This window comes from Herbidospora mongoliensis (genome assembly GCF_001570545.1).
GTDB classification, from domain to species: Bacteria; Actinomycetota; Actinomycetes; order Streptosporangiales; family Streptosporangiaceae; genus Herbidospora; species Herbidospora mongoliensis.
Window position 1 is genome coordinate 15,476 of record NZ_BBXD01000028.1, and the last position, 13,224, is coordinate 28,699.

Consider the following 13,224-nt stretch of genomic DNA (forward strand, 5'->3'; position numbering starts at 1 on the left):
ATTGACCGCATGCGCGCTTGGGGCCTGATTCTGGTGCTGTTACTCGCCGTGTCCGCATGCGGGCAGGAGGCGACGCCTGCCGCGCAGGAGCCGGCCCCTGTCGTGTCGTCGGCTGCGCCGGAGGCGTCGCCCCCGCCGAAACTGGTCGGCTGCAAGATCGGGCCATCGGTGGCGTTCACGCCGGTGCAGGTGCAGCACCTGGCCGTCGGCATCGCGGGAGACGGGCCGGTGGGCGTCGTCATCGCCAACACGCTGGACGGCTACCACTGCGACTGGCTGGTGTGGGCGGACCATCTGATCAAGAGCGGGGTCCGGGTGGCCGTGTTCGAATACGGGTTCCCGCCCCGGATGGCGGGCATCTCGGCCATGCTCGACCGAGGGCCGGAGGAGATGATGGCCGTCGCCGCGGAGCTCAGGAAACAGGGCGCCCAGAAGATCGTTTACGCCGGAGGGTCGCTCGGCGGATCGGTCGCCCTCGCCACGGCCGCCAAGCCCGAGGCGGAGGCGGCCGGCGTCGTCTCCCTGTCCGGCGGACTGGACGGACAGGCGGAGACGGTCAAGACCCTCACGATCCCGGCGATCTACGCCGTGGCGGAAGAGGACACGAGCGGAGGCGCGCCGGCCCTCGCCAAGGAACTCCACAAAGCCACGGAAGACAGCGAACTGCTCGTCTACCCGGGAGCCCAGCACGCAGGCGGGATGTTCATCGACGACCGTTACGCCGACGAGTTGCTGGCCAAGCTCGACGCCTTCCTGGCCAAGGTCTAGCCGGCGTCCGCCGCGACGAACTCCCGGGCGCCGCGCAACCTGGTCTTGAGGTGCCGCTGAGTCAGCGTGCAGTCCAGCCGCACGTCGCGTGGCCCGGTGAAGCCGACGTCGGCGCACAGGCCCGGCGTCAGCCGGGCCGGATCGAGGCCGTCTCGCTGGGCGATGAGACATCCCAGCTCATGTCGGCTGACCGCATCCGCCCCGGCCACATGATGGATGCCCGCCCGATCGGAGTCGGCGAGTTCCAGCAGGGCGGCCGCGAGGTCGCGTACAGAGACAACACAGCGCACGGCATCGGTGAACAGGATGCCGGGCGCTCCCCCGGCCAGGGAGTGGACCAGGCGTTCGTGCGGTGAGCCGCCGTCGCCGATGATCAGGGAGGTCCGGGCGATCACCGCGCCGGGGTCGATGGCCTGCACGGCCGTCTCCGCCGCCGCCTTCGCCGCGCCGTAGGCGTAGACGGGATCGGGGACCTGGTCTTCCGCGTAGGTGACCGCCGCGCCGGAGAAGATCGCGTCGCTGGACACGTGCACCAGCCGTCTGCCCGTCGACGCGGCCGCCACGTGGGCGGCGCCCGTGGCCGTCGTCTGCCAGTCGGATTGCCGGTAGGCCGCGTTGACGACCACGTCAGGGCCCACGTCGCCGATCAGGTCGGACACGGCCGTGCGGTCGCGGAGGTCGAGCGGTCGCCACTCGGCCAGGGCCGCCGGGCCCGGATTGCTCAGGTACGTCGCGGCCACGACATGCCCCCCGGCCGCGGCCTGCCGCACGAGTTCGCCGCCGAGGAAGCCGCTGCCGCCGACGACCAGGATTCTCATGGCTGCGACCGTAATGGATCTCTCAGTCCGTCGCGCAGGATCGTCAGGGCGCGCTGCGGGTCGCCCGTTCGGCTGCGGATGGCGAGGATCACGCCGCCCAGCAGGGCCATCACCTCGCCGACGCCCACGTCGCGGCGGATGCCGCCCTGTTCCTGGGCCCGGGTGAGCAGCAGGGCGATCCCGTCGCGGAGGTCCGCGCTCCGCGCGGCCACTTTGCTCTGTACGTCGACATTCGCGCCCGTCAGCGCATCGATGATCTCCCCTTTGGCCTCCGCGTCGGCGACGACCAGCCCGAGTGCGGTGAACAGCGCGTCGGCCGGGTCGGGGGCGGTCAGGGCCTCACGGGTCCTGTCCACCAGGTCGTGGAGGTGATCGAGGATGATCGCCTCGTACAGCGACTCCTTGGTGGGGAAATGCCGGTAGAGGGTGCCGGGGCCGAGGTGGGCACGGCGGGCGATCTCGTCGAGGGGGATCGACAGACCGTCGGTGGCGAAGGCCTCTCTCGCGACCTGCAGGATCCGGTCCCGGTTACGGCGGGCGTCGGACCGCATGGGGATCAGCTCCTCGAAAGCGGGGCGGTGTCTCCGCTTACGATAGCCTCATTTTTGTCGGGCACCCCCGGAGAAGGAGCTGAGATGACCCGGACCGCTTTTCTCGCGCTGGACTTCGTCACCTACATCGTCGAGAACTTCAGTCATGATCCCGCTGTCGTACAGCATGCGTCCGCCGCGCTCGAATCGGCCAGGACAGCCGGGCTGCCCGTGTTCCACGTGGTGCCCGAGCCCATGCGGGAGCAGATCCATCCGGCCCTGGCGCCACGCGACGGCGAGGTAGTCCTGGGGAAGACCTCGATGTCGGCGTTCGCCACCACCGACCTGCACGAACGGCTGCAGGAGGCCGGGATCGGCCGCATCGTCATCGCCGGTGTCGCGACCTCGGGGACCGTGCTGTCGACCACGCGATGGGCCCGCGACATCGGCTACGAGGTCGCCGTCTGCGTCGACGCGTGTGCCGACCCCGACGCGGGGGCGCACGCCGCGCTCGTCGACACGTCGGTCTTCCCGGAGAGCTGGATCGGCCTCTGGCGGCTCGCCCGTATGGTCCGATCAGGGGAGACACTGATCTGAGAGGGGCCGGCATGATCGACCAGCACGACAAGGGCCTGGCGTTCGCGAAACTGCACGAGGCGGGCACATTCGTCCTGCCGAACCCCTGGGACGCCGGCACCGCCCGCCTGCTCGCCGGCCTCGGCTTCGCCGCCCTGGGCACGACCAGCGGCGGCCTCGCCTTCACCCTCGGCCGCCGCGACGGCGCCGGCCTGGTGCACCGCGACGAGACCCTCCGCAACATCGCCGCCATCGCCACCGCTACCGACCTGCCGGTCTCGGCCGACCTGGAGAACGGCTTCGGCGACACCCCAGGCGACGTGGCCCGGACGATCCGCCTCGCCGCCGAGGCCGGCGCGGTCGGCGGGTCGATCGAAGACGCCACCGGCCACCCCGACCGGCCCGTCTACGACTTCGACGCGGCGGTGGAACGGGTGGCCGCCGCCGCGCAGGCGGCACGGGCGCTGCCGGTTCCGTTCACGTTCACGGCCCGCGCCGAGAACTTCCTGTACGGACGGCCAGACCTCGACGACACGATCCGCCGCCTGCGCGCCTTCGAAGAGGCCGGGGCCGACGTCCTCTACGCGCCCGGTCTGCCTGATGCCGAGGCGGTCCGGGAAGTGTGCGCGGCCGTGTCCAGACCGGTCAACGTGCTGGCCGCCGGGCCGGTTCTCGGGTTGTCGGTGGCCGAGCTCGGGGAACTGGGGGCGCGGCGGGTGAGCCTGGGGTCGGCCCTGTCGCGGGCGGCGCTGACGGCCACGCTGACGGCCGCCCGGGAGATCGCGGGCGAGGGGACGTTCGGCGCACTGCGAGGTTCGATCAGCTACGCCGAGGCCAACGACCTGCAGGAAGGGGCGTGATGACCAGTCGCCCGGCCATTCGGCCACGACCCGGAGATGGAGTTGTTCGTCGCGGCGAGCGCGTCGTCGATGAAGAGGTGCTGACCGACCCGGCGTGCCGGGCACGTCCAGCCGGTGCCCACGGCATGGCGGGCACACCTGCCGGCGATGTCCTCGGCGTGGCTGCCTGAGGTCTGCTCAGGGGACGTCGTCCAGCCCGTAAGGGGAACGCCGCCAGCGACTGGGCCGCGCTCTCCGCTCGATTTCTGTCCGGTACGGCGGTCCAGCCACCCATGTGATCGGCTCCTAGCCGAACGGATGCGGTGTCAGGGCGAGCAGGCCGGTTCCCCTCACCTTCATCCCGGGCGACAGCGTCAGCGGGGTGACGCCGTAGGCGGCGGCGATCTCGGGAGCCAGGTCGAAGGTGACTGATTCCAGCTCGTCCCGCTGATCTTCGCTCAGCGTCTGAGGGTCTCCGTCCGGCAGGCCAGCCGCTGCACGCACCTCCTGCTCCAACGGCAGTGGACGGCCCAAGGTGAGCAACGCGTCATCGGGCTCTCCGGTCGCGGCATACCGCCGGACGACGGTCCCGTTCTCGGCGATCAGCCAGGCCGAACCGTCCACGTGGCCACCGAAGTAGTAGGCCTGGGCAGATCCGTAGCGAACGCTGAGCGTGGTGCACAGCCCGAGCACGTCGTCGCGGCGCCCGGAATCGGAAGGATCGCACCAGGCCCCGATGACCAGCGTCCAGCCATCGACTTCGGGGGTGACGAAGACCCGCGACAGGCGGTGGGGATTGTCCAGGCCGTGCACGTCGTCGTCGGCCATCTCCGCCGCCTCGGCGAACGTCATCGGCCTCGACGGCAACAGGCCCAGCACCTCCATGACGCCCGCCTGATCACCTGTCGGGACGGCCATCCAGTGGCACCAGCACATGTCGAACGGGCGGGGTACATCTTGCACAGGCCCACCATGCCCGACATGTCCTGACGTGGAAAACACGTTGCACGACGACGCTGAGGCGGAGAAGGCTCGGGGAGATGCATGCCAACAAGCTGACGGTGTCGCCCGAGACGGTACGCGCGTTGGTCGACGAGCAGTTTCCCGAATGGCGAGACCTGACCATCACGAGCGTCGTCTCGCACGGGACGGTCAACGCCATCTACCGGATCGGCGACCGCTTCACCGCGCGGTTTCCCCTGCAGCCACCTGAGGGCCTGGATGCCACACGGCGCTGGCTCGAAGCCGAGGCGGAGGCGGCGCGGGAGCTGAACGGGCTGACACGGTTCCCCTCGCCTGAGCCGGTCGCGATCGGAGAACCCGGGGCGGGATATCCCGTTCCGTGGTCGGTGCAGACGTGGCTACCTGGTGTCGTGGCCACCGACGAGCATCCCGGTGAGTCGGTCGCGTTCGCGCATGACCTGGCCGATCTCGTCACCGATCTGCGCGCGATCGACACGCGTGGCCGGACGTTTTCCGGAAGCGGGCGAGGCGGGGACATTCACGTCCACGACGAGTGGGTCGAAATCTGCCTCCGGCAGAGCGAAACGCTGCTGGACGTGCCGAGGCTGCGCAAACTGTGGGCGGAATTCCGGGCCTTGCCGCGCACCTCGGCCGACGTGATGACCCACGGCGACCTGCTCGCCGGGAACGTGCTCGTGTCCGGCGGGCGGCTGACCGGGATTCTCGATGTGGGCGGGTTCGGGGCGGCCGATCCCGCGCTGGATCTGCTGAGCGCCTGGAATCTTCTCGAAGCCGGGCCGCGCGAGGTGTTCCGTTCGCTGCTCGGGCCGGACGACCTCGAATGGGAGCGCGGGAAGGCGTGGGCTTTCGTGCAGGCGATGGGGTGCGTCTGGTATTACGTCGACACCAATCCGGTCATGAGCAACATGGGCCGGCGCTGCCTGGAACGGATTCTTCCCGCGGCGAGCCGAACCGCGCCAGGTAGTGCCAGACCTTTTTGAGCGCCTGCGGGTCGTGACCGTCCGCCATTCCGAGGATTCGCGGATCCAGTCGTCCGTCGACGGCGATCTCGGCGGCCAGGTCGACGTATTCCCGGCCACGGTAATCGGGATATCGCCGCAGGCGATCAATGGTCAGCCGGAAACCGGCGTGCCATTCGATCGGGCACGGGAGCCGGTGCGCTTCGGCCTCCACGACTGTTCCCCGGTGGCTCGGGTCCAGGACCAGCGCCGCCACGTCGCGGTCAAGCCTGACCGGGCCGTGGACCTGGGCCTCGATGTAGTCGTCGAGGGCGTCCCGATCGTCGGCCTCGGCCATGGCGATGAGCGCCATACGGGAGGCGACGCCGAAGGCCGACGGTTCGAAGTGACTGTCGGGATAGCAGAACGTGGTGCGTGCGAGGACGTCCTCAGTCAGCCGGAAATGGGCGGAGCCGAAACGTGGCGCCGCGCCGACGGATTTCCGGCGGAAGTTCAGCGCGCCGTAGACGGGGCGTTCGTCAGCGGGTGCGTGATCGTAGGCCCCGCCGAAGATACGGCTCTCCCACCGCCACCGATCGCCGCCGGGATGGGCGGTCAGGCCGCCGTTGCTCGTACCGGTGACGAACTGCGAGTGGAAACAGCCGTCTTCTACGAGCTTGCGCAGCACCGGCAGGCTCGGATGGAAGTTCAGCGTCACTCGTGTTCGCGGGTCGATGGGGCCGCCCGCCGACAGGGATGTCACATGGCTCAGAGCCTGTTCTTGTGGCGACCCGAAGATCTTGGAGAATATCGTCATGGCCTCCGACACCCTTGAACTCGAATGGCGGCTCATCGGCACGGGAGTCGCGCAAATCCTGATCGGAGACGGCACGACCTCTCTGTCGGAGACGTTCGGGAACCAGACCGACGCGTTGGCCGACTTCCTCCACGGGATGACGGCACTGTACGGGCCACTCACGACGAACCGTTTCTTCTTCGATGCCGAGCCCGCCGAGATCCGCTGGGTCACCCGCCGCGACGGCGAGCTCATCGAGATCTCGGTCTATCGATTCGGGGATGTGGCGGTCAGTCTCGATCTCCCCGACTCCGCCGGTGACCTCGTCTGGAGATCGGTGCGGTCGCGGGCCCGATTGGCGCACGCGGCGGTCACGGCTGCGCAGGGGCTCCTCGCGGAGAACGACGATGAGGGTTACCTGGCGAAATGGATCAGGCATCCTTTCCCGGTCAACGCTCTTCGGGAACTTCTCCGTCTTCACGCCGCCGACGACGGGTGCGACATGAAGACGGAAGCGGGACTCGGCTGGTTCCACTGGTACACCGGCCTTCGATCAGTCGACCGCCCCGCCGGCGAAGGACCGCACGCGTGCCCCTGCTGCGGCTATCTGACGCTCGGCCAACGGGCGATGTACGAGATCTGCTCCGTCTGCTTCTGGGAGGACGACGGGCAGGACGACCACGACGCCGATGTCATCCGTCATGGCCCCAATGGCGCCCTCAGCCTCACCCAGGCCCGCTCGAACTTCGCCGACTTCGGCGCGAACCGCGAACTCGATCTGCCGAAGGTACGCAATCCGCGCCCTCACGAATATCCCTAGCTCAGGCACTTAGGGTCGCTGCATGAGCGGACATCCCCGCCCGTCACACCTGGTCAGAGAACTCGTCGTGCTGGCGGTCGCGTTCCTGCTCTTCTCTCGGCTGCACGCCGTCGTCGGTGAGGGCGTCGTCTCCGCTGCCACCGCCAACGCGCTCACCCTCCAGTCGTGGGAGCGCAGCCTGCACCTGGACGTCGAACTCGCCGCCAACCAGTGGCTCACCGGACACCCGGCGCTGATCCAGCCCGCGCTCTACTACTACCGGGGCTACTACGCCGTCCTCGCCGGTGTCCTGATCTGGCTGTTCCTCCGCCATCCCGACGAATACGCCAAAGCCCGCCGCACCCTGCTGCTGATGGCCGCTCTCGCCCTGGTCGTCTTCTGGTTCATCCCGATGTCGCCGCCGCGATTCGCCCTTCCCGGCGTCGTCGACATCGTCGGGTCGCGGGGCGCGAACCTCTATTCGGCCTTCCCCAGTCTTCACTTCGGCTGGTCGCTGTGGGCCGCGTACGCCGTCTGGTCCGCACGCCCACGCCTGGCGTCCCTGGCGTGGGCGTTCCCTGCGGGGATGGCGGTCGTGGTGATCGTCACCGGCAACCACTATGTGCTGGACCTGGTCGGGAGTGCCGTGCTGCTCGCGGTTACGAGATGGTCAGGCTCCCGTTGGAGTTCCGGGCGCAGGTCACCACCGTCCGGGTGGCGGCGGTGAGCGCGCTGGACAGGCACTGGCCGAGGACCGTGTGGCCGGCCGCGTTCGGGTGCCACGACTCCTGGCAGGTCTGGAAGTAGGTCACGCAGGTGTTCGCGAAGCGCTGGATGGCGATCTTGTCGCGGCCCGACAGCGACGTGATGGGATTGCCCGAGGGGCCGTCCTGAACTCGTACAGGAGTGGCGAGCGCGCCCGTCGGGCTGCCGGGGTTCTCGCACAGGCGGGCGCCGTCGAACGCCTTCTGCACGTCGAGGACGCGCAGGTCGGCGGTGGGACGCTCGGCGGCCAGGGTGGTGTACGCGTTCTTCACCAGGTTCCCCAGGTTCGCGGAGAACACGTGGCCGGGGGCGAGGCTGGCGCGGTGGATCGGGCAGCCGGCCGCGTAGCGCTCGGCGCCCAGTTCACGGAACTTGTCGCGGGTGTCGGTGCGGTTGTCCTCGTCGCGGTACTGCGTGGCCACGTCCAGGGGAAGGGGGTTCGTGTACGTCTGGAGCACGACCTGGTGCTGCCCGTCGGCGTCCACCTGGGCGAGGGTGTCGAGGATCTGGCGGACGGCGGCGACCGTCTCGGCCGTGCCGGTGGCCACTTCGGCGTCGGAGGCCAGGTCGGAGACCGTGCACGGCTCCTGCGGGACGTCTCCGCCGAGGTAGGCCCAGAACTCCCACCAGCCGGTCCAGGCGTCGGCGATGAAGCGGTTCGCGCACAGGGTGGCGACGTCGCCGAAGGTGAACTGGCTGTTGTTGGAGCCCAGCCCGATGAGCACGACGTCGACGTCGTGGGTCTGCGCGACGGTGCGGAGCTGGTCGAGCTGGGATTTGACGGTGCGGCCGTTGGGGCGGGCGCTGCCGGCGTTGGCGACGTCGGTGGGCTGGCCGCCGGAACAGGCCAGGTTGAAGCGGTCCTGGATGCCGGGGAGCGTCGCCTTGAACAGCGAGGCGTTGGCCGAGCGGTGGCAGAAGTAGGCGTTGTTGTTGGGCGCCGACCAGCCGGGGAAGCCCTGCGCGGTGCCGTTGGCGTCGACGACGGACTGGTAGTCGCCGGCGCCTTCACCGCTGATGAAGCTGTCGCCGAGCGCGACGGCTGCCGTCGGCAGCGCCGCTTGTGCGGCTCCGCCCTGGACGAGTTGGATTCCTGCCGCGACTAAGAGAAGTGCGGTCGTGATTGCTGCCCGGCGGAGTGTACGCATGCGGGATTTCCTATCAAACTGGGCGGTAATGGAGGGTATCCCGATGACAACACGACTCACCGACCGAGTCAAGATCCTGTTAGACCGCTTCACCTACAAGACCGCGTATCCGGCGGATCGTCAAGCGTTGATGTACCGTGCCGGGATGGATGCGATCACCCTGCTCGACTGGCTGCTGGAGTGTGACGTCAAGGCGCTTCTCCGGGTGGACGCGGGGCGGGGCGGAGTGCGTCCGTGGACCTTCCACGCGAGCGGCGGCGCGGCACCTGACCAGTGGTTCGTGCGGGTGGACGCGATCTCGTCGGAGGAATGTCTGGACAAGGCACTCAGGGCGCTCGCGGACCATGGGATCACGCCGTCCGATTCGCTGGCATATTGACCCTCATGCTCCTGGGCTTACGTGACCTGGCCGCACAGACCATCCAGCGCCAAGGTCGTCTCTGATGCCGGATGTCTCCGTGACCCCGATGGTCGGGAATCGAGCCTTGATCACCCGACCCGTCACGGTCGTCGCGGCGCTGGTCGCGGCTTATCCCCACCTGGGACGCCCTGCGGTTCTCCTGGTCGCCCGGCGAGTGGGGGGCATTCTCCTGCTTGGGGCCATTCGACTACGGCGGGCCCTCGCCGATCGATCCCTTGCTCGGCGATCTCGCCACGATCCTGGAGAACGCCACGCTGTGGGCCGTTCCCCCGCTGCTGATTCTTCTGTACGCCATCCCGAGGCTCCACACCCCCCGAGTCGCCCGACGCGTGGCCGGCGCCCTCACTCTGATGGCCGTGGTCGAACCGGCCACCCACTTGCACATGTCCCCAGACGGCTGTGGCGTCCTGCGGGCTCTCGACCCGGGATGGGCGTCCGCGGTGATCGGAGGCTGGGGACCCACACAGCTCTGCTGGCTCGCCTTCCTGTACTTCTGGGCGCAGCACACCCTCTGAGGGCGGAGCCTCGGAGAACGTCTGACCATCGCGGGCGCGGCGAAGGGCCGCTGGTCGGTCAGCCCCCGAGCGTGATCAGGTCCTGCGGGGTCAGGTCGATGCGGCCGGACGCCATGTTCTCCTCCAGGTGGTCGAGGGAACCGGTGCCGGGGATGGCGAGCACGGAGGGTGATCGTGCCAGCAGCCAGGCGAGTGCCACCTGGGCGGCGGTCGCCCCGTGGCGGGACGTCACCTCCGCCATCAGGGTCGCGTCGATCGGGCGATGGCCACCGCCGAGCGGGAAGTAGGGCACGAAGGCGATGCCGGCCTCCTCGCACTCGGTCAGCAGGTCGAGGTCCCCTTGGTCCTGCACGTGAAAACTGTTCTGTACGGCCGCCACCGGCGCGATCGCCCGCGCCTCGGCCAGATGGGCGGCGTCGACGTTGCTGATGCCCAGATGACGGATCAGCCCTTCCTCGCGCAGCGCGGCGAGAACCTCGAACCGGGCGGCGAGCGACTCTCCGGTGGGGACGGTCAGGGCGGCGCCCACCCGCAGGTAGACCAGGTCGAGCCGGTCCACGCCGAGGCTGCGCAGGTTGTCCTCCACCAGGCCGCGGAGCCGGTCAGGCCCGGCCTCCTCGCGGGGGAATCCGTCCGGGCCGAGCAGCGGCCCGACCTTCGTCGCGATCACCAGGTCGGTTCCGTACGGAGCCAGCGCCTCCCTGATGAGCTCGTTGGCCGCCACCCCGTCCCTTCGGTAGAACCAGGCCGTGTCGATGTGGTCGACCCCCAGTTCGACCGCACGCCGGAGCACCGCGATGCCGGTCTTCGGGTCGCGCGCGGGCCCTTGGAAACTGCCGGTCGGAAGCCGCATGGCGCCGAAGCCGAGCCGGTTGACGGGTAGTGTGCCGCCGAGGAGAAACTGTCCGTGGTCCATGTCGGCCAGCCTCTCCCGGGTTTGTACAGTGGCCCAATGCGATGGCAGCAAACTGCCATCACCCGCACCTTGACGGGGATGATCGACACATGGCCGCCGACCAGGTCTTCACCGTCCGAGGTGACGCGGAACTCGTCACCCGGGCCGGTCATCTGTTCACGAGTGTCCGGCAGGAGTTCGTCTGCGCGGCGCGTGACCCCGACACGTGGTCCCTGCCCGCCGCGCGACAAGTGATCAACAACAACATGCAAGCGACCGGCCTCGACGTGAGCAAGCTCCTCAGCCCGGCCGCCCTGGCCGACGAGGCCGCCAGACTGCACCTCCACGAGGTCGCCTCGAAGGGCGTCCACGTCCGGATCAGCTCGACCCCTCTTCCCCACGAGACGATCATCATCGACCGCCGGGTGATGATCCTCGCCGGTCGTGACCGGCCCGGTCCCCGTGAATACACGGTCACCACCTCGCCGACCCTGGTGGGCGGCGTGTACGCCCTCTTCCAAGCCGCCTGGGAAACCGCCACCGACCTGGCCGACTTCCTCCACGGCGACGCGCCCCACCTCGACGCCGACAGCCTGGCCGTCCTGCGCGCGCTCGGCGCGGGACACACCGACGAGACCGCCGCCCGGCAGCTCGGCCTCTCCCTGCGCACCTACCGGAGACGGGTCGCGGAGCTGATGACGAAGCTGGAGGCGGCGTCCCGTTTCCAGGCCGGGCTGCGGGTGGGCGAACTCCGGCTCAACAGCTGATCAAAGACTCCCAGGCAAAACCGTTCGTCAGGCTGGAGTCTCACCTTCTAACCTGCCCCCAGGAGACGAAAGGGGGCAGGGTGCGGCTTTCCGAACAGACATGGCCGGTGCTGGTGAGCAAGGTTCGCCTCGGCAGCGATGAATACCGAGTCGTCCGGCCTGCCCGCGCCGTCGAGAACGCGCTGCTCTACGAAGGCCGGTACGGCGCGCACTTCGAGATCGGCAAACGGGCCGCCGTGGTGCTCGCGATGGCCTGGGGGCTGGCCGCCCGCTCCCCGCACAGCCTGATCCATCTCCCCCTGCGCGGCCCCACGTCGGCCGATGATGTGCGGCCGCTGGATCTGGTCCTGTTGCACCACCGTCTGGCGTTCCCGGTCTCCCGCTGGAAGGAGGTCCGCGCCCGGCTGGGTCGCGGAGCCCCGCACCGCGTGACGCTGCCGCCGCGAGCATTCCGCCGGGCTTCTCACCACCCGCAGCGGCATCGCGAATTCCGCGATCACCTGCGGTGGAGCGTCGCCGCGGACACCCTCCTCCTCATCGGCAGCCGCACGGCGTTCGAGCTGGAGGTCCACCGGGTTCGCGCCTTGGCCGAAGACGGCCCCGCCCACCTCGCCAAGTACCCCGGCATCCACTACTGCACCGAAATCGGGATGGGACGGACCTGGACCGACCGCCGGAATCCATCGGCGGAACTCCACGTCGATCATCTGCCCTTGCCCTGACGCAGGTGGCAGGGTTCTACGCTGCTGCGGGTGAAGTTCGGTATCAGCTACAGCACGCCCTACTACGGTATCGACCCCGACGACCTCGCCGCTCACGCCCGTCATGCCGAGGACTGCGGCTTCGAGTCGTTCTACGTGCCGGAGCACATCGCGCTCTATCCCGGTGCCACGCTCGGACGCTGGGAGATCCCGCCGACGCTGCCCTACCTCGACCCGGTCGACTGCCTGAGTTTCGTCGCCGCGTCCACTCACCGCATCCTGCTCGGTACGGGCGTGCTGCTCCTCCCCTACCACCATCCGGTCGTGCTGGCCAAGCGGCTGGCGACCGTCGACGTGCTCTCCAAGGGGAGGATGCGGCTGCTCACCGTGGGGCTCGGCGCGCTGCCTGGTGAGGCGGCGGCCGTGGGGGTCGACTTCCCCAGCCGGGGGCGGCGCGCGGACGAGGCGATCGACGTCATGCGGCTGCTCTGGGGCGGGAGCGACGACGGGGTCGGCTTCGCGGGTGAGTTCTTCGCCTTCGACGGGCTGGTCCAGTTCCCCAAGCCCCACGGCGGCTCCCTGCCGATCCACGTCGGCGGGTCGAGCAGGGCCGCCGCGCGTCGCGCGGGACTGCGCGGCGACGGCTACTTCCCCGGAGGCGCGCTCGACGCCGCCGAGCGCGCCGCGCAGTGGGAACTCGCCCGGACGTCCGCCGCCGAGGCCGGGCGTGACCCGGAGGCGCTGGAGCACACCCGGTCGGGCTCGATCGACATGACCGTCGACCAGGTCGAGGAGTGGGCCGCGCAGGGCGTCACCCGCGTCGTCGTCGGCGCGGCCGACGCCGATCCGGCCGGGCGGCTCGACGAGCTCACCGCCTTCGCCGAACGCTTCGGTCTACGCCGGTCTCACTGACAAAAGGACATCCCCGCCGCTGGACGAACCAGCGGCGGGGACGCGCCGACCG

17 protein-coding genes are annotated in these 13,224 nt (G+C 69.4%); 11 read left to right on the plus strand and 6 right to left on the minus strand.

All coding sequences use genetic code 11. From position 1 onward, the window contains the following. The first annotated feature begins 9 nt into the window (after positions 1 to 9). Positions 10 to 768: an alpha/beta hydrolase gene (locus AW272_RS37490; RefSeq protein WP_066375258.1), complete on the plus strand. Its 759-nt coding sequence runs from the start codon at positions 10 to 12 to the stop codon at positions 766 to 768. On the opposite strand, the gene AW272_RS37495 is transcribed toward AW272_RS37490, so the two are convergent. Together AW272_RS37495 and AW272_RS37500 are read right to left on the minus strand one after the other, a co-directional pair. Then, entirely contained in the window at positions 765 to 1,586 is an 822-nt protein-coding gene (locus AW272_RS37495) for a sugar nucleotide-binding protein (RefSeq protein ID WP_066375260.1), read from the minus strand. The genes AW272_RS37490 and AW272_RS37495 overlap by 4 nt on opposite strands. Further along, positions 1,583 to 2,137: a TetR/AcrR family transcriptional regulator gene (locus AW272_RS37500; protein ID WP_066375261.1), complete on the minus strand. Its 555-nt coding sequence runs from the start codon at positions 2,135 to 2,137 to the stop codon at positions 1,583 to 1,585. Before AW272_RS37500 ends, AW272_RS37495 begins: the two co-directional genes overlap by 4 nt. 84 nt (positions 2,138 to 2,221) lie before the next feature. Here AW272_RS37500 and AW272_RS37505 point away from each other — a divergent pair, with 84 nt between their 5' ends. Both AW272_RS37505 and AW272_RS37510 read left to right on the plus strand, forming a co-directional pair. Continuing rightward, entirely contained in the window at positions 2,222 to 2,713 is a 492-nt protein-coding gene (locus AW272_RS37505; RefSeq protein WP_066375263.1) for a cysteine hydrolase family protein, read from the plus strand. An 11-nt stretch (positions 2,714 to 2,724) separates the two neighbouring features. Next, positions 2,725 to 3,552: an isocitrate lyase/PEP mutase family protein gene (locus AW272_RS37510; RefSeq protein WP_066375265.1), complete on the plus strand. Its 828-nt coding sequence runs from the start codon at positions 2,725 to 2,727 to the stop codon at positions 3,550 to 3,552. Between the two features lie 285 nt (positions 3,553 to 3,837). Here AW272_RS37510 and AW272_RS37515 read toward each other — a convergent pair whose 3' ends face one another. Further along, positions 3,838 to 4,494 (minus strand): hypothetical protein, encoded by a 657-nt coding sequence (locus AW272_RS37515; RefSeq protein ID WP_218011199.1) that lies wholly within the window; start codon positions 4,492 to 4,494, stop codon positions 3,838 to 3,840. Positions 4,495 to 4,616: 122 nt separating this feature from the next. On the opposite strand from AW272_RS37515, the gene AW272_RS37520 reads away from it, so the two are divergent. Then, positions 4,617 to 5,495, plus strand: coding sequence for an aminoglycoside phosphotransferase family protein (locus tag AW272_RS37520; protein ID WP_218011200.1), 879 nt, complete (start codon positions 4,617 to 4,619; stop codon positions 5,493 to 5,495). On the opposite strand, the gene AW272_RS37525 is transcribed toward AW272_RS37520, so the two are convergent. After that, the gene (locus AW272_RS37525; protein WP_066375274.1) at positions 5,410 to 6,270 is read right to left on the minus strand and encodes a DUF3626 domain-containing protein; all 861 of its coding nucleotides are present in this window, start codon (positions 6,268 to 6,270) and stop codon (positions 5,410 to 5,412) included. The two genes, AW272_RS37520 and AW272_RS37525, sit on opposite strands and share 86 nt — an antisense overlap. Between AW272_RS37525 and AW272_RS44615 the strand changes: the two genes are divergently transcribed. Both AW272_RS44615 and AW272_RS37535 read left to right on the plus strand, forming a co-directional pair. Beyond that, positions 6,269 to 7,069 (plus strand): CPCC family cysteine-rich protein, encoded by an 801-nt coding sequence (locus AW272_RS44615; RefSeq protein ID WP_218011201.1) that lies wholly within the window; start codon positions 6,269 to 6,271, stop codon positions 7,067 to 7,069. The two genes, AW272_RS37525 and AW272_RS44615, sit on opposite strands and share 2 nt — an antisense overlap. 22 nt (positions 7,070 to 7,091) lie before the next feature. Continuing rightward, the gene (locus AW272_RS37535) at positions 7,092 to 7,775 is read left to right on the plus strand and encodes a phosphatase PAP2 family protein (protein WP_066375276.1); all 684 of its coding nucleotides are present in this window, start codon (positions 7,092 to 7,094) and stop codon (positions 7,773 to 7,775) included. Here AW272_RS37535 and AW272_RS37540 read toward each other — a convergent pair. Next, positions 7,708 to 8,961 (minus strand): SGNH/GDSL hydrolase family protein, encoded by a 1,254-nt coding sequence (locus tag AW272_RS37540; RefSeq protein ID WP_066375278.1) that lies wholly within the window; start codon positions 8,959 to 8,961, stop codon positions 7,708 to 7,710. The genes AW272_RS37535 and AW272_RS37540 overlap by 68 nt on opposite strands. A 43-nt stretch (positions 8,962 to 9,004) precedes the next feature. Here AW272_RS37540 and AW272_RS41470 point away from each other — a divergent pair, with 43 nt between their 5' ends. After that, positions 9,005 to 9,340 (plus strand): hypothetical protein, encoded by a 336-nt coding sequence (locus AW272_RS41470; protein ID WP_245657920.1) that lies wholly within the window; start codon positions 9,005 to 9,007, stop codon positions 9,338 to 9,340. A gap of 215 nt (positions 9,341 to 9,555) precedes the next feature. Continuing rightward, positions 9,556 to 9,897: a hypothetical protein gene (locus AW272_RS37550; RefSeq protein WP_157519227.1), complete on the plus strand. Its 342-nt coding sequence runs from the start codon at positions 9,556 to 9,558 to the stop codon at positions 9,895 to 9,897. 58 nt (positions 9,898 to 9,955) lie between these two features. Here the strand turns inward: AW272_RS37550 and AW272_RS37555 are convergent, their stop codons facing one another. Continuing rightward, a complete protein-coding gene (locus tag AW272_RS37555) occupies positions 9,956 to 10,813 on the minus strand; it encodes an oxidoreductase (protein ID WP_066375282.1) in 858 nt (285 codons plus the stop codon). 89 nt (positions 10,814 to 10,902) lie between these two features. Here AW272_RS37555 and AW272_RS37560 point away from each other — a divergent pair, with 89 nt between their 5' ends. The 3 genes from AW272_RS37560 to AW272_RS37570 all read left to right on the plus strand — a co-directional run bounded on the left by AW272_RS37560 (position 10,903) and on the right by AW272_RS37570 (position 13,172). Beyond that, a complete protein-coding gene (locus tag AW272_RS37560; protein ID WP_066375284.1) occupies positions 10,903 to 11,559 on the plus strand; it encodes a helix-turn-helix domain-containing protein in 657 nt (218 codons plus the stop codon). Positions 11,560 to 11,639: 80 nt separating this feature from the next. Then, a complete protein-coding gene (locus AW272_RS37565) occupies positions 11,640 to 12,281 on the plus strand; it encodes a hypothetical protein (protein ID WP_066375286.1) in 642 nt (213 codons plus the stop codon). A gap of 30 nt (positions 12,282 to 12,311) precedes the next feature. Beyond that, positions 12,312 to 13,172, plus strand: coding sequence for a TIGR03619 family F420-dependent LLM class oxidoreductase (locus AW272_RS37570; protein WP_066375289.1), 861 nt, complete (start codon positions 12,312 to 12,314; stop codon positions 13,170 to 13,172). Positions 13,173 to 13,224: the final 52 nt, after the last annotated feature.